The 17,836-nt window shown below is 72.3% G+C and carries 20 protein-coding genes; 16 read left to right on the top strand and 4 right to left on the bottom strand.

Annotation, left to right across the window (positions count from 1 at the left end; all coding sequences use genetic code 11):
- Positions 1-62 precede the first annotated feature (62 nt).
- From ABZ914_RS06030 to ABZ914_RS06015, 4 genes are read left to right on the top strand one after another with little or no spacing between them, the layout of a single operon-like run.
- Complete coding sequence (locus ABZ914_RS06030) at positions 63-917, top strand: helix-turn-helix domain-containing protein (RefSeq protein WP_500191966.1); 855 nt, start codon at positions 63-65, stop codon at positions 915-917.
- Positions 914-1,120, top strand: coding sequence for a DUF397 domain-containing protein (locus tag ABZ914_RS06025; protein ID WP_500191965.1), 207 nt, complete (start codon positions 914-916; stop codon positions 1,118-1,120). The genes ABZ914_RS06030 and ABZ914_RS06025 overlap by 4 nt, the downstream gene beginning before the upstream one ends.
- Positions 1,117-1,323, top strand: a complete 207-nt coding sequence (locus ABZ914_RS06020) for a DUF397 domain-containing protein (protein WP_500191964.1) — start codon at positions 1,117-1,119, stop codon at positions 1,321-1,323. Before ABZ914_RS06025 ends, ABZ914_RS06020 begins: the two co-directional genes overlap by 4 nt.
- On the top strand, positions 1,320-1,526 hold the full coding sequence (locus ABZ914_RS06015) for a DUF397 domain-containing protein (protein WP_500191963.1): 207 nt from the start codon (positions 1,320-1,322) through the stop codon (positions 1,524-1,526). The genes ABZ914_RS06020 and ABZ914_RS06015 overlap by 4 nt, the downstream gene beginning before the upstream one ends.
- Before the next feature lie 35 nt (positions 1,527-1,561).
- On the opposite strand, the gene ABZ914_RS06010 is transcribed toward ABZ914_RS06015, so the two are convergent.
- Entirely contained in the window at positions 1,562-2,635 is a 1,074-nt protein-coding gene (locus ABZ914_RS06010) for a LacI family DNA-binding transcriptional regulator (protein WP_500191961.1), read from the bottom strand.
- 37 nt (positions 2,636-2,672) lie between these two features.
- Between ABZ914_RS06010 and ABZ914_RS06005 the strand changes: the two genes are divergently transcribed.
- Positions 2,673-3,863 (top strand): MFS transporter, encoded by a 1,191-nt coding sequence (locus ABZ914_RS06005; RefSeq protein ID WP_500191960.1) that lies wholly within the window; start codon positions 2,673-2,675, stop codon positions 3,861-3,863.
- 4 nt (positions 3,864-3,867) lie between these two features.
- On the opposite strand, the gene ABZ914_RS06000 is transcribed toward ABZ914_RS06005, so the two are convergent.
- Positions 3,868-4,461 (bottom strand): TetR/AcrR family transcriptional regulator, encoded by a 594-nt coding sequence (locus tag ABZ914_RS06000; protein ID WP_500191959.1) that lies wholly within the window; start codon positions 4,459-4,461, stop codon positions 3,868-3,870.
- Between the two features lie 50 nt (positions 4,462-4,511).
- Between ABZ914_RS06000 and ABZ914_RS05995 the strand changes: the two genes are divergently transcribed.
- The 3 genes from ABZ914_RS05995 to ABZ914_RS05985 all read left to right on the top strand — a co-directional run bounded on the left by ABZ914_RS05995 (position 4,512) and on the right by ABZ914_RS05985 (position 6,724).
- Entirely contained in the window at positions 4,512-5,330 is an 819-nt protein-coding gene (locus ABZ914_RS05995) for a class I SAM-dependent methyltransferase (RefSeq protein WP_500191958.1), read from the top strand.
- Between the two features lie 69 nt (positions 5,331-5,399).
- Positions 5,400-5,954, top strand: coding sequence for a PadR family transcriptional regulator (locus tag ABZ914_RS05990; RefSeq protein ID WP_190856344.1), 555 nt, complete (start codon positions 5,400-5,402; stop codon positions 5,952-5,954).
- Positions 5,954-6,724: an SGNH/GDSL hydrolase family protein gene (locus tag ABZ914_RS05985; RefSeq protein WP_500191956.1), complete on the top strand. Its 771-nt coding sequence runs from the start codon at positions 5,954-5,956 to the stop codon at positions 6,722-6,724. Before ABZ914_RS05990 ends, ABZ914_RS05985 begins: the two co-directional genes overlap by 1 nt.
- A gap of 2 nt (positions 6,725-6,726) precedes the next feature.
- Here ABZ914_RS05985 and ABZ914_RS05980 read toward each other — a convergent pair whose 3' ends face one another.
- Positions 6,727-7,356 (bottom strand): TetR/AcrR family transcriptional regulator, encoded by a 630-nt coding sequence (locus ABZ914_RS05980; protein ID WP_500191955.1) that lies wholly within the window; start codon positions 7,354-7,356, stop codon positions 6,727-6,729.
- Between the two features lie 74 nt (positions 7,357-7,430).
- Complete coding sequence (locus ABZ914_RS05975) at positions 7,431-7,886, bottom strand: MarR family winged helix-turn-helix transcriptional regulator (protein WP_433154168.1); 456 nt, start codon at positions 7,884-7,886, stop codon at positions 7,431-7,433.
- Between the two features lie 83 nt (positions 7,887-7,969).
- Between ABZ914_RS05975 and ABZ914_RS05970 the strand changes: the two genes are divergently transcribed.
- The 8 genes from ABZ914_RS05970 to ABZ914_RS05935 all read left to right on the top strand — a co-directional run bounded on the left by ABZ914_RS05970 (position 7,970) and on the right by ABZ914_RS05935 (position 17,704).
- Positions 7,970-9,472, top strand: a complete 1,503-nt coding sequence (locus ABZ914_RS05970) for an MDR family MFS transporter (protein WP_500191954.1) — start codon at positions 7,970-7,972, stop codon at positions 9,470-9,472.
- Positions 9,465-11,003: an ABC transporter ATP-binding protein gene (locus tag ABZ914_RS05965; protein WP_500191953.1), complete on the top strand. Its 1,539-nt coding sequence runs from the start codon at positions 9,465-9,467 to the stop codon at positions 11,001-11,003. The genes ABZ914_RS05970 and ABZ914_RS05965 overlap by 8 nt, the downstream gene beginning before the upstream one ends.
- A 437-nt stretch (positions 11,004-11,440) precedes the next feature.
- Complete coding sequence (locus tag ABZ914_RS05960; protein WP_387021604.1) at positions 11,441-12,622, top strand: ABC transporter permease; 1,182 nt, start codon at positions 11,441-11,443, stop codon at positions 12,620-12,622.
- On the top strand, positions 12,619-13,971 hold the full coding sequence (locus tag ABZ914_RS05955) for an ABC transporter permease (RefSeq protein ID WP_500191951.1): 1,353 nt from the start codon (positions 12,619-12,621) through the stop codon (positions 13,969-13,971). Before ABZ914_RS05960 ends, ABZ914_RS05955 begins: the two co-directional genes overlap by 4 nt.
- Positions 13,972-14,185: 214 nt before the next feature.
- Entirely contained in the window at positions 14,186-14,593 is a 408-nt protein-coding gene (locus tag ABZ914_RS05950) for a cytidine deaminase (protein WP_500191950.1), read from the top strand.
- A gap of 95 nt (positions 14,594-14,688) precedes the next feature.
- The gene (locus ABZ914_RS05945) at positions 14,689-15,963 is read left to right on the top strand and encodes a thymidine phosphorylase (protein ID WP_500191949.1); all 1,275 of its coding nucleotides are present in this window, start codon (positions 14,689-14,691) and stop codon (positions 15,961-15,963) included.
- A 213-nt stretch (positions 15,964-16,176) separates the two neighbouring features.
- Positions 16,177-16,527 carry a hypothetical protein gene (locus ABZ914_RS05940; protein WP_500191947.1) on the top strand — a complete coding sequence of 117 codons (351 nt, stop codon included), beginning with the start codon at positions 16,177-16,179 and terminating at the stop codon, positions 16,525-16,527.
- A gap of 145 nt (positions 16,528-16,672) precedes the next feature.
- Complete coding sequence (locus ABZ914_RS05935; protein WP_500191999.1) at positions 16,673-17,704, top strand: SCO6745 family protein; 1,032 nt, start codon at positions 16,673-16,675, stop codon at positions 17,702-17,704.
- Positions 17,705-17,836 lie beyond the last annotated feature (132 nt).

The following is a 17,836-nucleotide window of genomic DNA, read 5'->3' as shown; positions in this document are numbered from 1 at the left end:
GAATGTTTTGAAACCGTGGCAAGCCACTCCCGATCGAACGCGCAGCGTGACATGATGCTCACATGTCGTCAGAAGATCAGTTGTCGTATCGTCGGCGAAAGATCGGCGGGGCGCTCCGCCGGTACCGGGACGAGCGCGGTCTGACGCAGGAAGCCGCGGCCCGGCTGGTCGAACGCTCCCCGGCCTCGCTCAGTGCCTACGAGAACGGCCACCGCGCCATCCGCCCCCGTGACCTCCGCCAAATCCTCGACCACTACGGCATCACAGATGAACGTGAGCGTGCACTCCTGCTCGACCTGGCCGCGCAGGGGCGCAAGCCTGGCTGGTGGCGCGACTTCGACGTTCCCAAGGGCCCCTTCATCGTCGACTTCGTGTCGCTCGAAGGGGATGCTTCGCGTATTCGCTCCTTCGAGAGCATGGCGATCCCGGGGCTTCTTCAGACCCCCGCCTACATCGCCGCCGTGTTCAGGGCGTACGACCCCCTTCGAAGCGAGCCCCATGGGAACAAGGCGGTCGAGTTTCGGCTGATGCGGCAGCGCGTCCTCGAAAAATCCTCGCTGCACGTCTCCTGGATCATTGCAGAAGCCGCGTTGCGAATGCTCGTCGGGAGCCCGAGCGTAATGAAAGAGCAGCTCACCAGATTGGTGGAGATCGCTGATCGGAGTCGCCATTCCCTGAGGGTGATGCCGTTGTGCGCGGGGGCGCACCCTGGCATGGACGGGTCCTTCTCGATACTCGATGTCGGGTCGGAGGCCCCCGTGCAGGTCGTGGCAACCCACAGTCTCACGCGGAGTTGGCTCGTTGATGAGCCGTCGAAGATTGCGGAGTACGAAAAAGTGCACGGAGAGCTGATGTCACGCTCCCTCTCGAAGATGGATTCCCGTAACCGCATCAAGGAGATAGCGTCTGAACTATGAGCGGACACTCCTCTGAGCGGGCGCGTTGGCGCAAGAGCAGCTACAGCACGCAGGACCCGGCTGAGTGCGTGGAGGTCAGGCGCGCGACACGAGGTGTCCTCACCAGGGACTCCAGCGACCCGTCCGGGCCGACGTTGAAGTTCATGCCTGGGGAGTGGCGGGCTTTCCTCGCTGACGTCAAGCACGGGGTTCACGACAGATGAGTGGGCGAGAGACGCCTGCGCTGCGGTGGCGGACGAGCAGTCACAGTGGTGGCGATGCGACACAGTGCGTGGAGGTCGCAGGGCGAGCCCAAATGGTTGCTGCGCGGGACTCGAAGGACCCAGCCGGGCCGGTGTTGACGTTCGGTCCGGGGGAGTGGCGGGCGTTCCTCAATGACGTGAAGCGGGGTGCTCACGACCTGTGAGCGGGCAGGAGACGTCCACCGCGCGGTGGCGTACCAGCAGTCATAGCTCCGGTCAGGGAACTGAGTGCGTCGAGGTCGGGGATATGGCGCGGCGGGTCGTGGCGCGGGACTCGAAGGATCCGTCAGGGCCTGTGCTGGCTTTCAGCACGGGGGAGTGGTCGGTGTTCCTCCGGGACGTCAAGCGTGGCCGGTACGACGCTTAGCGGACGTGGTCTGACCGCGAGGCGGTAGCGGTCCATCAGGAGGACGCGGCCTCCTCCTGGCCGGGGCGGGTGCTGGTCCGGCGGACGATGGACCACGACGCGGCCTCGGGGTCAGGTTCCTCACCCAGCGCGGCACGCGCGCAGGCGGCGCCCTGCTCGCGCAGCGATTGCGCGACGGTCGTCAACCCCAGCCGGGCCGCCACCGCCGCGTCGTCCCAGCCGGTCACCGCCACGTCGCCGGGGACGGTGCGGCCGGCGGCGCGGACGGCATGCACGACCCCCGCCGCCTGCTGGTCGCTCATCGCGGCGATCGCGTCGGGCGGCTCGGGGGAGGCCAGCAGGGCCGCCGTGAGCCGCTCGGCTTCGGCTCCGTCATTGCGCGAGCACACCGCCACGGTCACGTCGCGCCAGGCGATACCAGCGTCCTCGGCCGCGCGCCGGTAGCCCTCCAGCCGCTCGCGCGTCACCGGGAACAGCACGTCCGCCGGATCGATGCCCGTGGTGACCATGCTGATCCGGTCCCGGGAGAGCGGGAAGCTCACCACCGCCGGACGCTCGGCCCCCGCGAACGCGATCGCGCCCACCGCGCGGGCCGCCGCGCGGTCGTCGATGCCGACCAGCCCGATCCCGGGGACCGCCGGACCTCCGTGCACCACCGCCGGACGCTTCACGGCCTGGACGGCCGACAGGACCGGGTCGTCGTCGGAGGTGGTCCAGACGACGAACCCGTCGACCGCGGCCTCGGTGATCCGCCGGCCGTCGTCGGCGGCGCCCGTGATCGGCAGGATCGTCATGCCGTACCCGCGGTCGGCGCAGACGTCGGCGATCCCCGCCAGGAAGGACGCCGCCTCCGGGTCCTCGAAGGCGTAGCTCAGATGCTCTCCCATGACGACGCCGAGGGCGCGGGTGCTGCCGCGGCGCAGCGACCGGGCGCTCGGATCCGGGCCGGCGTACCCGAGCCGCGCGGCGGCGTCGAGCACCTTCGACCGGGCCCGGTCCGACACGCGCTCCGGCCGGTTGTAGGCGTAGGAGGCGGTCATGACCGACACGCCGGCCAGTTCGGCCACCTGCGCGAGCGTCACCCGCTTCGAACCCGCGGACGATTCCATGGCGACCAGCCTAGCGAGGCTGTGTATCGTTACACATATGTCGGATACGTCCGTTCACCCGCCGCGCCGCCTGATCGCCGCGGCGATCGTGGCCTTCGCGGCGTTCGGCGCGTTCTGGGGAGTGTGGGGCGCGTCCGTGCCGCGGGTGCAGCGGCAGGCCGGGCTCGACGACGGCCGGCTCGGTTTCGCGCTGCTGTTCGTCGGCGCGGGCGCCCTCCCGTCGATGCTGCTCATGGGCAGGGCGCTCGATCGGTGGGGGCCGAGGGTCGCGGGCGCGGCCATCGCCGCCCTGGGCTGCGCCGGTGCCGCGATGGTGCTGACCGCGGCGAACCTGGCGTCCCTGTGCGCGGGGCTGACCGTCGTCGGCGCGACCAGCGGAGCGGCGGACGTGGCCATGAACGCGGTCGCGGGCCGCGCCGAGAGAACGGCCGGCCGCCCCGTCATCACCCGCGCCCACGGCGTCTTCTCGGGGCTCGTGGTCCTCGCGAGCCTCGCCACCGGGGCGGTCGCGTCGCTGCCGGTCGCGGTCCCGTTCGCGGCCGTGGCCGTCCTCTCCCTGGCGGCGGGCGCCGCGCTGGTCAGGGCCTTGGACGACGGGAGCGCCGGTCAGGGGCGCGAGCGCGTCGCGGAAGCAGATCCTGCTCCGCCCGGACGGCGCGGCCTCGTCCCGTTCGTGCTCATCGGCACGCTGGGCGCGCTCGGATTCGCCGGGGAGAACGCCCACCAGAGCTGGAGCGCGGTCTTCGCCCACGACGAACTCCATTCGGGCGCCGGGCTGAGCGCCGTCGCCCCCGCCGTGTTCGCCGGCGCGGTCGCGGTCACCCGGTTCGCCATCGGCGGGCTCGGAGCCGCCCATGCCCGCGCCGTCCTCCTCGGCGGCGCGGTGGCCGCCGCGACCGGCGCGGCCCTCATCGCGGCGGCGCCCACGCTGCTCGTCGCGGCGGCGGGGCTCGCGGTGGCCGCCGCCGGGACCGCGGTGCTGTTCCCCACCCTGCTCGGCATCGTCTCCCGCGACGTCGAGGAGGCCCGCCGCGGCCGCGCGACGTCCGTCGTCTCGACCGTGTCCTACCTCGGATTCCTCTTCGGCCCGGTCTACGTCGGGCTGTGGGCCGACGCCGTGGGACTGCGCGGAGCGATGCTCGCGATCGCGGCCCTGGCCGCCGCCCTGCTCGTCCTCACCCCGGCGCTACTGCGCGTCAGCGGCCTGGGCCACCGCGCGGCCCGTTGAGGGATCAACGGTCGCGGACCACCCCGGCGACGGTGGTGGCGACGACCTTGCGGACGGCCTCGGGGCTCGGGCGTGGGCCGGTCCGGTCGGCGAACGCCAGGTGCCCCGCGCCGACCAGCATCGGCGCGAGGGTGTCCACGTCGGCGTCGGCGGCGACGCGCCCGAGGTCGCGCTCGGCGGCGAGGTAGGACGCGATCATGGTGACCGCCTCGGTGGCCAGCGGGACCCCCGTCGGCCTGGTCGCCCGGAGCTTCGCGCGCAGCTCGTCCCGCGACGTGATGAGGGCGACGATCGCGACCGCGACCGTCTCGAACACCCCGGTCAGGGCCTCGGCGAGGTTGCCGACGACGGTCCCCGTCCCGGCCCGCTCGCACAGCTCGGCCTCCTGGGCCCGGACGCGGGCGATGCGGTCCTCGACGAGTTCGGCGAGGAAGGTGTCGAAGTCGCTGAAGTGCCGGTGCAGGACGCCCTTGGCGCATCCGGCCTCGGTGGTGACGGCGCGGCTGGTCAGCGCGTTCGGCCCGTCGCGGAGCAGGACGCGCTCGGCCGCGTCGAACAGTTGCTGCCGCGCGTCCCGCAGAGCCACCCCGGTCGGCACAGTGCATCCCTCCTTGACCAAGTGGGCGACCGCCCATTTATAGTGGGCGCATGACCACTCTACCGCCGGAGCCTCCGCGTCCCGCCCCCCACCAGTACCGCGAGGTGGCCGAGTCGTTCGGCGCCGACACCGAGCGCTACGACCGCACCCGCCCCCGCTACCCGGACGCGTTGATCGAGCGGATCGTCGCGGGCAGCCCCGGCCGCGACGTCCTCGACGTCGGCTGCGGCACCGGCATCGAGGCGCGGCAGCTCCAGGCGGCGGGGTGCCGGGTGCTGGGCGTGGAGCCCGACGCGCGGATGGCCGCGTTCGCGCGCGGCACCGGCATCGAGGTCGAGGTGGCCACGATCGAGGACTGGGACCCGGCCGGCCGGATGTTCGACGCGGTCGTCGCGGGGACCGCATGGCACTGGGTCGACCCGGTCGCCGGCGCCGCCAAGGCCGCCCGCGTGCTGCGCCCCGGCGGCCGCCTCGCCGTGTTCTGGCACGCCATGGAGCTCCCCGCGGAGATCGTCGACGCCTTCGTGGCGGTCTACCGGCGCGTCGCGCCCGACTCGCCGTTCAACATGCAGGCGGCCCGGCAGGGCCTGGACGGCTACGAGCCCATCCTCGACAAGGCCGCCGGCGGCATCGCGGAGGCAGGCGGATTCTCCGCCCCCGAGCGGTGGCGGTTCGAGTGGGAGCACACCTACACGCGCGACGAGTGGCTGGACCAGATGCCCACCCAGGGCTCGCTCACCCGGCTCCCCGCCGACCACGTGGCGCAGGTGCTGGAGGAGGTCGGAGCCGCCATCGACGCGCTGGGCGGCGCCTTCACCATGCCCTACGCCACCGTCGCCGTCACCGCCACCCGCCGCCCGCCCGCATGAGGGCGTGGTGATGATCACATCTGGGGGTAGTCAACAATTTGAGTAATCGCGCGGGGTTATCGTCGGGGCATGTCGTTGCGTCATGCGGTGATGGCCGCGCTGCTGGAGGGCGAGGCGTCGGGGTACGACCTGGCCAAGGGGTTCGACGCGTCGGTGGCCAACTTCTGGATGGCCACCCCGCAGCAGCTCTATCGGGAACTCGACCGGATGCGCGAGGACGGCCTGGTCCAGGCGCGGGTCGTCGAGCAGGAGCGGCGGCCGAACAAGCGGCTGTTCTCGCTGACCGAGGAGGGGCGGCGGGAGCTGCGGGAGTTCACCGCCGGTCCGCCCCGCCCCGGCGCGATCCGCGACGAGATGATGGTCATGGTGCAGGCCGTCGACGCCGGGGACGCCGAGGGCGTGCGCTCCGCCGTCGAGGAGCGGGTGGAGTGGGCGCGGGCGAAGATCGCCCGGTTCGAGCGGCTGCAGGCGCGGCTGCTGGGCGGCCGCACCGAGGAGGAGTTCCTCGCGCACGCCGAGCGCGTCGGCCCCTACCTGACGCTGATGCGCGGCCTGGCGTTCGAGCGCGAGAACGAGCGGTGGGGCGAATGGGCCCTGGCCGTGCTGAGGCAGCGGGTCGGCTGATGCGGTACCTCCGGTACGTCGCGGTCGGGGACAGCCAGACCGAGGGCCTCAACGACGGCGACGAGCTGACCGGGTACCGCGGATGGGCCGACCGGCTCGCCGAGCTGCTCGCGGCGCGGGACGCCGGTTTCCGCTACGCCAACCTCGCGGTGCGCGGGCGGCTCGCGGCGGGCGTGCGGGCGGAGCAGACCGAGGCGGCGCTCGCCCTGGAACCGGACCTGGTCACCGTCATGGCCGGGATGAACGACCTGGTCAGGCCCGGTTTCGACGCGCGGGCCGTGGCCGCCGAGCTGGAGGCGATGCTGTCGGCGTTCACCGGCGCCGGGGCGCGGGTGGTCACGTTCACCTTCCCCGACGTCGCGAAGATCGCGCCGCTGGTGCGGCACCTGCGGCCGCGGGTGGTCGACCTCAACGAGCGCATCCGAACGGCCGCCGGCCGGCACGGCGCCCTGGTGGTGGACACGTTCCCGCATCCCGTGACGACCGACCCGCGGCTGTGGAGCCCCGACCGCATCCACGCGAGCCCGCTCGGGCACGCGCGCATCGCCGCGGCGGCCGCCCACGCGCTGGGCCTGCCCGGCGGCCACGCGTCCTGGTCCGACGCGCTCCCGCCGCTGCCGCCCGTCCCGGCGTGGCGCCGGGCGGGCACGGAGGCCGCCTGGGCGGGCAGGTTCATGGGTCCGTGGGTCGTGCGGCGGCTGCGCGGACGCTCGTCGGGCGACGGCCGCAGCGCGAAACGGCCCCGGCTCGAACCGGTCGTCCTGCCCTGAGGTCAGCGGTCCGGGCCGTCGGGCAGCGTGAGCATCCGTTCGAGGAGCATGTGCAGGTGCGCGCGGAAACGCTCCAGTTCGCCCCGTGAGATGTTCCGGTAGGGGCCGTCGGACTCCTCCTCTTCCCCCTCCGCGCGCGTGCCGAGCGCCCGCTGGCTGAGGAAACCGGAGATGACCCAGGGGATCGTCCAGATCGTCAGGTCGAGGTCGACGTCGTCGGGGACCGCCTCGCGCAGGGCCTTGACGATCCCGCCGAGCCGCGGCCGGACGTACTGCTCCTCCAGGTCGGCGGTGTCGGCGGCGTCGCCGGTCCGGCGGTGCAGCCACAGCCCCAGGTACTCGGGGTGCGCGGAGTAGAAGTCGAGGTACTCGTCCAGCAGCCGCTCGACGCCCTGCCGGGTCGGGGTGAAGCCGCCGGCGGCGCCGCCGACCGCCGCCTTCTCGGCGTCGGTGGCGCGGCGCATCACCTCCCGGTACAGCTCCGTCTTGCCGCCGGTCAGGCGGTCGACGGTGGCGGGGTCGACGCCCGCCGCGTCCGCGATCAGGCGCGGCGACGTGCCGTCGAACCCGAGCTCGGCGAACAGCCGGGTGGCGGCGTCGACGATCCGATCGAGGTCCGCGTCGGCGCTCATACTCCCGACATTAGTCACGAACGGTAGCGGACCGTTTCCGGGAGGGTCATGGACCGGCCAAATCGCCGTCGCGATCAGCCTTCGTAGCCGTCGACGAAGCGGGCGAGGAGGCGCGCGAACTCGGCGCGCTCGGTGTCGCTCCAGTCGCGCATGGCCTTGGCGAAGTGCTCCTGGCGGGTGCGGCGGGTCGCCTCGACGACGGACCGGCCCGCCGGGGTCAGCTCCAGGTGGATGCGGCGGCCGTCCTCCTGGGACGCGACGCGGCGGACGTACCCGGACTTGACGGCCTCGGCGACGATGCGGCTGCCGCGCGAGGCGTCGACGCCGAGGCGGGTGGCGACCAGGCCGACGCTCATCTCCTGGCCGGGCCCGTCGGGACCCTCGTCCACGACGTCCACGACGTGCAGGACCTGCACGTCGACGGGCAGGTTGTGGTCCCGGATCGCCGCCCTGCCGAGCCGCTGCCGGGACATGCCGCGGCGCAGCTTGACCATGTTCCGCTCGACGGCGTCCAGTGCCTCGTCGGTCATGCCGCCCAGTCTAGTCCGGTTGCATCCCTCATATTGCTGTGCTTAGCATCTACATGTCTTAAGCATATGAATGAGGGGTGCACATGACGATCGTCCAAGACGCGCCGGCGGGCATGAGCCACCGGCACCGGGTCCTGGTGTTCGGCGGCCTGATGCTCGCCGGGCTGATGTCGTCCCTGGACGCGACGGTCCTCGGCACCGCGCTGCCGACGATCGTCGGCGACCTCGGCGGGCTGGACCGGCTCGCCTGGGTCTCCACCGCGTACGTGCTGGCCACGAGCGTCACCGTCCCGCTGTCCGGACGGCTCGGCGACCTGTTCGGCCGCCGCCCGGTCCTGCTCATCGGGCTGATCGGGTTCCTGGCGGGCTCGGCGGCGTGCGGGGCGGCGCCGTCGATGGACGCGCTGATCGCGTTCCGCGTCGTCCAGGGGGCGGCCGCCGGGTGCCTGATGAGCTCGATGTTCGCGCTGACGGGGGAGCTGTTCGAACCGCGCGAGCGGGCCCGCTACCAGGGCTACTCGGCGCTGGTCTTCGCGGTGTCCAGCATCGCGGGACCGCTGGTCGGCGGCTTCCTCACCGACCACGCGTCCTGGCGGTGGGCGTTCTACGTCAACCTGCCGCTGGGGCTGGCCGCCACCGCGATCACCCTGGCGTTCCTGCGGCTGCCGAAGCCGGACCGGCGGCCCCGGATCGACTACGCGGGCATCGCCCTGCTCGGCGCCGCCGTCACCTGCTTCACGCTCCTGACCAGCTGGGCCGGGACCCGGTACGCGTGGGACTCGGCGGAGGTCCTCGCGCTCGCCGCCGGCTCCGCGGTGCTGTTCGCCGCGTGGGTGCTCGTGGAGCGCCGCGCCGCCGAGGCGATCATCCCGCCGCGGCTGTTCCGCGACCGGTCGTTCGCGGTGGCGTGCGCCGTCGCCGCGGTCGGCGGCGCGACCGGCTTCGGCCTCGCCACGTACCTGCCGATGTTCTTCCAGGTCGTCGGGGGAGTCGGCGCCACCGAGTCCGGGCTCCTGCTGCTGCCGATGATGACCGGCCTGCTGGCCGCCTCGATGGGCGCCGGCCGGTACATCGCGCGGACCGGCCGCTACCACCGGCTGCCCGCCGCCAGCATGGCGATCAGCGCCGTCGGCGTCGCCCTGCTCGCCACCATGGACGTGCGCACCGGCCTCGTCACCGCCGGGGTCTACATGACCGTCCTCGGCTTCGGGGCCGGGCTGTCGCAGCAGGTCGTCATGCTGATCGCGCAGAACGCGGCGCCGAGGCGCGACCTCGGCGCCGCCAGCTCGGGCGTGTTCGCGTCCCGCATGCTCGGCACCGCCGCCGGGATGGCGGTGTTCGGCGGCATCGTCTCCAGCCGGTTCGCCGAGGAGATCGGACACCGCGTCCCGGCCGGGAAGGTGCCCGCCTTCGGCGACGCCGTCCGGCCCCCGGGGGGGGGGCCCCGCCCCCCCCCGGCCCCGCCCCCCCCGACCGTCTCCCGGCCGGGCGCGCGCGCCCGGGCCGTGCGTCGCCGACGCGACGCCGCCCGGCGCGCGCGCCCCGGCCGCGTATCCCGAGGCAGGAGGAGGGGCACTCGTGCCTGACCAGGTGCCGGCCGTGCGGCTGACATCGATCACCAAGCGGTTCCCCGGCGTCGTCGCCAACCGCGACATCAACCTGAGCATCGAGCCCGGCGAGGTGCACGCGCTCTGCGGCGAGAACGGCGCGGGCAAGTCCACGCTGATGAAGATCCTGTACGGGATGCAGCGGCCGGACGAGGGCACCATCGAGATCGATGGGGAGCCGGTGTCGTTCCGCACCCCCGCCGACGCGATCGCCCGCGGCATCGGCATGGTCCACCAGCACTTCAAGCTGGCCGACAACCTGACCGTGCTGGAGAACGTCATCCTCGGCGCCGAGCCGCGCGCCAAGGGCTGGCTGCGCGGCCGCATCGACTTCGACGCCGCCCGCGCCCGCATCCGCGAGATGTCGAAGGCGTACGGGCTGCGCGTCGACCCCGACGTCCTCGTCGAGACGCTCGGCGTCGGGGAGCGGCAGCGCGTCGAGATCCTCAAGGTGCTGTACCGGGGCGCCCGCGTGCTGATCCTCGACGAGCCCACCGCCGTGCTCGTCCCGCAGGAGGTCGAGGAGCTGTTCGGCAACCTGCGGGAGCTGCGCGCCGAGGGCCTCACCGTCCTGTTCATCTCCCACAAGCTGGACGAGGTGCTGTCGGTCGCCGACACCATCTCGGTGATCCGCCGCGGCACCACCGTCGCGACGCGGCTCGACCCGTCCGAGGTCACCTCGCGGCGGCTCGCCGAGCTGATGGTCGGCTCGCAGCTTCCCACCCCGGAGCTGCGGGACTCGACCGTCACCGAGGACGTCCAGCTGGAGGTCGGCGGGCTCACGGTCCTCACCCCCGAGGGCCGTCCCGTCGTCGACGACGTCTCGCTGCGGATCCGGCGCGGCGAGATCGTCGGGCTGGCCGGCGTCGAGGGCAACGGGCAGAGCGAGCTGATCGAAGCGATCATGGGCCTGCGGTCCGCGGACGCCGGGACGATCGTCTTCGGCGGCGAGGAGATCGAGCACTGGCCGACGCGGCGCCGCCGCGAGGCCGGCATCGCCTACATCCCCGAGGACCGGCACCGGCACGGGCTCGTGCTGGAGGCCACCCTGTGGGAGAACCGGGTGCTCGGCCACCAGACGCAGCGCCCCAACGTCCGCGGCCCCTGGGTGGACCGGCGCGGCGCCCGCCGCGACACCACCCGGATCGTCCGCGAGTACGACGTCCGGACGCCCGGCATCGACGTGCCCGCCGCCGCCCTCTCGGGCGGCAACCAGCAGAAGCTGATCGTCGGGCGGGAGATGTCCGGCGAGCCGCGGCTGCTGATCGCCGCGCACCCGACCCGCGGCATCGACGTCGGCGCCCAGGCCGCCATCTGGGACTACCTGCGCCAGGCCCGCGCCGGCGGGCTCGCCGTGCTGCTGATCAGCGCCGATCTTGAGGAACTCATCGGAATGTCCGACACCCTGCACGTGATCCTGCGGGGCCGCCTGGTCGCGGAGGTCGATCCGCGGACGGTCACCCCGGAGGAGCTCGGCTCCGCCATGACCGGCGCCGGGGACCCGTCATGACCGGCCCGAACGACACCCCGGACCCGAACGACCCCCTCACCCCGCCCTCCGACCAGAACACGCCTTCCAAGCCCGACAAGGCATCCGACCCCAACACAGCGCCCGGGGCCGGTGCGGCTTCAGGATCCAGTGATGCGTCCGAGCCCAGCACGGCATCGGAGCCCGGCGCGGGGACGGAGCCCGGCGCAGCGTCGGAGTCTGGTGGTGCGCCCAAGCCTGGCGCGGCGCCCAAGTCGGATGCACCGCCCAAGCCAGACGCGGCCTCCGAGCCCGGCACAGCGTCCGAGTCTGGTGCGGCGTCCGAGCAGGGTGCGGCTTCCGGGGCTGGCGGGGCGTCCGCGTCCGGCGCTGCGTCCGGGGCCGGTGCGGGCTCCGGGGCGGGGCGGGTGGAGGTTCCCAAGCCGGCTGAGCCCGATCCTTCGGAGCGCGGGGGGCCGGTGAAGGCGGGGCCCGAGCCGGTGCCGTCGTGGAAGGCGGTCCTGCGCGGGCTCGGCCCGACCGGGCTCGGCCTGAAGATCGGCGCGCCGATCCTCGCGCTGCTGATCTCGCTCGGCATCACGATGATCCTGCTCCGGCTGACCGGCGCCGACCCCGTCAGCGCCGTGCAGAGCATGGTCGACTACGGCACGCAGCAGCACTCCATCGTCGACATCATCAACCGCGCCACCCGGTACTACCTGTCGGCGGTCGCGGTCGCGATCGGCTTCCGGATGGCGCTGCTGAACATCGGCGTGGACGGCCAGTACCGGCTGGCGGCGTTCCTCGCCGCCGCGCTGGGCGGCGCGGTCTCGCTGCCCGCCCCGTTCGGGCAGATCCTGGTGATCGTCGCGGCGGTGCTGGTCGGCGGGCTGTGGGCGGCGATCGCGGGCGTGCTGAAGGTGACCCGCGGGGTCAGCGAGGTGCTGTCGACGATCATGCTGAACGCGATCGCCACCGGCGTCATCGCCTACCTGCTGAACGACAAGCGGCTCGCCGAGCCCCGGCCGAACAGCAACGACGTCGCGACCGCGACCATCCCGCACTCGGGACGGGTCGGGCCGCTGAACGGCTTCCTGTCGGCGATCGGCATCGACCTGCCCGGCGCGGTGTACGGGCTGCTGCCCCTGGCGATCGTGGTCGGCGTCGTGTTCTGGGTGGTCATCAACTACACCCGGTTCGGGTTCGACCTGAAGATCTCCGGGCTTTCCCCGTCCGCCGCGCAGGCCAGCGGTGTCAGCGCCAAGCGGATGATCGTGATCACGATGGTGGCGTCCGGTGCGGTGGCCGGGCTGATCGGCATCCCGGGGCTGCTCGGCGAGTCCTACGACTACTCGCTGAACTTCCCGGCGGGCCTCGGCTTCACCGGCATCACCGTCGCGCTGCTCGGCCGCAACCATCCGGCGGGGATCGCGCTCGCGTCACTGCTGTTCGCCTTCCTCGACCAGACCTCCGACATCCTCCAGGAGGTCGAGGTCCCGAAGGAGATCGTCGGGGTGATGCAGGGCGTGGTCGTGCTGACCGTCGTCATCGTCTACGAGCTCGTCCGGCGCTGGGAGATCCGGTTGCAGCAGCGGTCCGTCGCCGCGGAGCTCGCCACCGGCCATGACCTGGCCCGCGAGGCCGCTGGGAGCACCTCATGACCGCGACCGAGACCGTCGCGCCGGCGAAGGCGGGGAACGGCAAGTTCCGGCTGCGCTGGCCGCACTACCTGCTGATCGCGGCGGGGATGCTGGTGCTGCTGTCGCTCGTCCGGGTGATCGACGGCGCGAACGACGTCACCTCCAGCGGGACGGTCGGCGCGGCGCTCCGGCTGGCCGTGCCGATCTTCCTCGCCGGGCTCGGCGGGCTGTGGGCGGAACGCTCCGGCGTGATCAACATCGGGCTCGAGGGCATGATGATCCTCGGGACCTGGACCGGGGCGTGGGCCGGCTACCAGTGGGGTCCCTGGATCGGCGTGCTGTTCGGCATCCTCGGCGGCGCGCTCGGCGGGCTGCTGCACGCCGTCGCGACGGTCACGTTCGGCGTCGACCACATCGTGTCCGGTGTCGCGATCAACATCCTCGGGCTCGGCCTCACCCAGTTCCTCGCCGGGCTGATCTTCAACAGCGGGCACGCGAAGGACCTCGGCGGCGGGCCGCGGCAGTCGCCGCCGATCGACCCGATCAAGACGCTGACGCTGCCGGTGCTGTCCGGCGGCAAGATCGGCGGCTGGGAGAGCCCCGACTGGCTCGGCTCGCTGGAGAACCACCACTGGTTCCTGGTGTCGGACATCGCGGGCATCCTTCGCGGGGTGACGAACGGGCTGTCACTGCTCACCGTGGTCTGCCTGCTGCTGATCCCGCTGACTTTCCTGATCCTGTGGAAAACTCCGTTCGGGCTGCGGATCCGGTCCTGCGGCGAGGACCCGTACGCGGCCGAGTCCCTCGGCGTGCACGTGTACCGGATGAAGTACGCGGCCGTCATCATCTCGGGCGGGTTCTCCGGCCTCGCCGGCGCGTTCCTCGTCACCGTCGCCGCGACCCTCTACCAGGACGGGCAGACCGGCGGACGCGGCTACATCGGCCTCGCGTCGATGATCTTCGGGAACTGGCGTCCGGGCGGGCTCGCCGCCGGGTCGCTGCTGTTCGGCTACACCGACGCGATGAACGTGCGCGGCGGCGGCCAGTCCGTGCACGCGCTGCTCCTGTTCGTCACGATCCTGCTCATCGGGGTCGCGGTGTGGCAGGGCGTGCGCGCCAACCGGCTGCGCTCGCAGGTCGTGACGGACCTCGGGCGGCGCGAGGTCCGCGGCGCCTACGTCGGCGCGGTGCTGTCGCTGGTCGCGGCGGCGGCGCTGCTCGTCTGGTTCCTGCTGAGCGACGCCGTCCCCGGTGAGCTCGTGTCGTTCAGCCCGCACCTGACGACGCTGCTCGTCCTCGCGCTCGCCAGCCAGCGGCTGCGGATGCCCGCCGCCGACGGCCTGCGGTACCGGCGCGGTGAGGCTCGCTGACCTGGTGCGGTGAGGCTTGCTGACCTGGCGCGGCGCGCTTGCTGTGCTGGGCGTGGTGAGGCTTGGTGTGGTGAGGCTTGCTGTGCTGGTGTGGTGAGGCTTGCTGAGCTGGCGTGGTGAGGCTTGCTTGCCCGGCGACGCGAGGCTCGCTGGCTCGGTTTTGCGAGGCTCGCCGACCCGCTGACCCGGTGCCTTCCTGAGAGATCATGGGTGCATGACCGATATCGACTGGCCTGCCCTGCGCACCGCCGCGCGGGAAGCGATGGAGCGCGCGTACGCGCCCTACTCCGGTTTCCCGGTGGGAGCGGCGGCGCTGGTGGACGACGGACGCGTCATCACCGGCTGCAACGTCGAGAACGCCTCGTACGGCGTCGGGCTGTGCGCCGAATGCTCCCTGGTGTCGGCGCTGCACGGGCCCGGCAAGACCGGGTCGCCTCGGCTCGTCGCGGTTTCGGTCGTCGACCGGCACGGCGACCCGCTGATGCCGTGCGGGCGCTGCCGCCAGCTCCTGTGGGAGCACGGCGGCGCCCAGACGCTGCTGGAGACCGTCCGCGGCATCCTGCCCATGTCGGACGTCCTGCCCGACGCCTTCGGCCCCGACGACCTGATCACCCGGGCCTGACGCCCCGACCCCTCACCCGTGGGGGCCGACCAAGTCCTGACCGAGTCCGGCCAAGGTCCGGCCCCAGGGGCTCCGTTCCGAACTGAGAGGACACTGTGGACGCCATCGACGTCATCCGCAGCAAGCGCGACGGCGGGACGCTCACCGCCGACCAGATCGACTGGGCGGTGGACGCCTACACGCGCGGCGAGATCGCCGAGGAGCAGATGGCGTCGCTGGCGATGGCGATCCTGCTCAACGGCATGACGCGCGCCGAGGTCGCCCGCTGGACCGAGGCGATGATCCGGTCCGGCGAGCGGATGGACTGGTCCGCGCTGGACCGTCCGACCACCGACAAGCACTCCACCGGAGGCGTCGGAGACAAGATCACGCTGCCGCTGGCGCCGGTGGTCGCGGCGTGCGGCGCGGCCGTCCCGCAGCTGTCCGGGCGGGGCCTCGGCCACACCGGCGGCACCCTGGACAAGCTGGAGTCCATCCCCGGCTGGCGCGCGTCGCTGTCGAACGCCGGGATGCTGGACGTGCTGCGCTCCACCGGCGCGGTGATCTGCGCCGCCGGCAGCGGGCTCGCCCCCGCCGACCGCAAGCTGTACGCGCTGCGGGACGTCACCGGGACCGTCGAGTCGATCCCGCTGATCGCGTCCTCGATCATGTCCAAGAAGATCGCCGAGGGGACGGGCGCGCTGGTCCTGGACGTCAAGGTCGGCTCCGGCGCCTTCATGAAGACACCGGAGACGGCCAGGGAGCTCGCCGAGACGATGGTCGCGATCGGCACCGATCACGGGCTGCGGACGGTCGCCCTGCTCACCGCCATGGACCGCCCGCTCGGCAACGCGGTCGGCAACGCCGTCGAGGTCGCGGAGTCGGTCGAGGTGCTGGCCGGGGGCGGGCCGTCCGACGTGGTGGAGCTGACGCTCACGCTGGCGCGGGAGATGCTGGCCGCCGCCGGCGTCTCCGGGAAGGACCCGGCGGACGCGCTGAAGGACGGGTCCGCCATGGACGTCTGGCGCCGGATGATCAGCGCTCAGGGCGGCGACCCGGACGCGGCGCTGCCGTCCGCGCGGGAGAACCATGTCGTCGCGGCGCCGTCGTCCGGTGTGCTGACTCGTCTGGACGCCTACGGTGTCGGCGTCGCCGCGTGGCGTCTCGGCGCCGGGCGCGCGCGCAAGGAGGACCCCGTGTCGTTCGCGGCCGGGATCACGTGCCACGCCAAGCCGGGTGACCGCGTCACGGTTGGGCAGCCGCTGCTGACGCTGCACGCCGACGACGAGTCCCGGTTCGCGCGCGCGCTGGAATCGCTGGACGGTGCGTTCTCCATCGAAGAGAACGGAACGCCCGACCTCCATCCCCTCATCCTCGACCGCATCTCCTGACCGCTGTGCGGGAGCTGGACGTCTTTTCTGCGGAGGCCAGGGGAGATGTCGTCCAGGTTCTGCTCGCTGCTCTGAGGACGGCTCAGGGGGAGTGGGGTCGCTTTCGGGGCGTCCCGCTGCGGTGGGTCGTCTTGGACGGCTCGACGGCGAGTGCTCAGTCGCGGGAGCGCCGGTTGAAGCCGGGACGGGGGCGGGGCCCGTGATCAGGGCCAGGTGCGAGTGCAGAAGCCTACGCACGAGGACCTCGCTGTGGACTGGGACCGCCTCCGGGGTGAGGACTCGTTCTGGCCTGCCGTTCACGCGAAGGCACGGACGTGTCGTTGCGCCGCCCTGGTCTATGGGAATGCGCTGCCGTCCCGTACCTGGGGTTGCCTCGGCGTGCTCGTAGGGCTTCTCTACCGTGAACTGCCGGTTCTGGACGGGGAGGTCCGCGTGCTCGTGGAGCATCGGACGGGTGAGCGGGCCTCTTTCGGCTTCCCGATCAGGTACCGGAGGGTTCCGTTCCGGCGCCTGGTGTACGTCGAGGACGTCCGGACTCTTCTTCGCCGCGCCTCGGAGGGCTGAGCGGCGGCGCCGTCGCCAGAACTAGGCATTGACAAGTTCGCGTTCGCAGGTGAAGCTGTACCCGGATCTAGACAGTGACAAGATTGCGCTGCGAGCCGTGACTCCACGAGCGGGGAGCGGCAGCGGGGAGTTTGAGGTGACGGAGATGGCCATGAATCATGACTTGAGCACCGTCCGGCAGATGTGGCAGCTGCTGGAGCCCGTCCATGCCGTCCTGTACTACGCGCCCGAGGCTTCCGAAGAGGCTGCGGCCTTGGGATATGCCGTCGACGAGCGCTGGCCGAGCTATTTCCCGTACCGGGCCGCTCCCCTGGGAGCGGTGGACCCGCAGACGGTGAGCGAGCTCTTCTACAGCTTCAACCCGGAGATGGTCGAGCGGTACATGGCAGCGGCCTGGCAAACAGCAACGCCCGAGCAGGTTCTGGCCGCGCGCCGTAGCGCCATGGACCGGGTGCTGCGCCGGATCCTGGGCGATCGGATCGGTTCACCGGAACTGCGGCAAGCTGCCCAGACGGCGCGTCGAGTCGCCGAGGCGGCGGACGTGGCGGATCGGCCGATGGCCGCCGCCAACGCCGCACTGCCCTGGCCGGACGAGCCGCACATGGTGCTGTGGCAGGCCGCTACCATCCTGCGCGAGCACCGCGGCGACGGCCACATAGCGGCGCTCCGGGCCTATGACATCGGTCCCGCCGAGGCGCTGGTCTCGCACGCCGCGGTGGGTGCCGCTCCCGCCGAAGTGTTCGCCAGCCGGCAGTGGACCGTCGAGCAGTGGAACGCCGCTCGTGACCGTCTCGCCGCTCGCGGGCTGGTGCGGGCGGATGAGAAAGCGGCTGGGGAAAAGGCGGGCGAGCCGGGCAACGCGGGCGAGGCGGGCGACGTGGGCGAGGCGGGGACGGAGGGGGCGGCGGCGCCCGGGCGTGTCGGTCAAGCGAGCGCTGCGGCAGTCACCGCTACCGAAGAGGGCGTCCGGGTTCGCGCGGCGGTCGAGAAGCGCACCGACGAACTCGCCGCTGGTCCGTGGGATCTGCTCACGTCCGGCGAGGTGAAGGAATTGGCGGACTTGCTGATGCCTATCGTTCTCGACATCGTCGGCACCGGACTCCTTCCAATGCAGAGCACCCTCGGAATCGGCATGACCTACGATTATGAGAAGCTCGAAACCGGCCAGTCCGAGTAAAGGTATGGCGACGGTCAGGCGCCGGGCCATGGGATATCGGGGAGATGGGATATCGGGCGGTGGGGGCGGCGCTGGCGTACGGGGCCGCCCCTCCAAAGTCAAGGGCGCCTTCGGCGTCGCTTCGCGATGGAC

This window comes from Spirillospora sp. NPDC046719 (assembly GCF_040645715.1).
GTDB lineage: Bacteria > Actinomycetota > Actinomycetes > Streptosporangiales > Streptosporangiaceae > Spirillospora.
This window is presented reverse-complemented; position numbering and strand designations above follow the sequence as displayed.